The sequence below is a fragment of the Rhodococcus sp. P4_F3_2 genome (genome assembly GCF_056401335.1).
The window spans coordinates 1-440 of sequence record NZ_JBFUJN010000211.1; the positions used below are offsets into that span (position 1 = coordinate 1).

Sequence of the window (440 nt, forward strand, 5' to 3'; positions counted from 1 at the left end):
CCAATATTGCCTGCATACATGACTTTAAATACATCGCTTCCAGATTCAATCATTGAAATTTCATTACGATTTGCAGCATTAGGCATAAAATGAATTTTGTTTAATGGAATGGCATACTTCTCTGTCATAAAACGAATAAAGCCTTCACTATTTACAATAATATGATCTGCTTTTACATAGAGAATTTTCTCAAGACGACTGAAAACAGAAATGACGACGGGATAATTGAACACACCTACGCCTTTTAACGATTCAGGCCATAAATCTCGAATGTCTAAAATAAGCGGCCTTCGATAACGGTATTTGGCAAGCAGCCCGACGACAGCAATAAAAATAGGCGGAGATGTAACGAAAATCACATCGTACTTTTTTCGGTCGGTTAAAATGAATAACATCATTTTAAAAGCAATTTCTAAATAATACATTAAACGATTGATAAT

Annotated in this window: 1 protein-coding gene; it reads right to left on the reverse strand. The window is 34.1% G+C overall.

The features are described 5' to 3' along the window. Positions 1–440: glycosyltransferase (locus AC1DWA_RS33450; RefSeq protein WP_477917796.1), on the reverse strand; the 440-nt coding region annotated here is incomplete at both ends.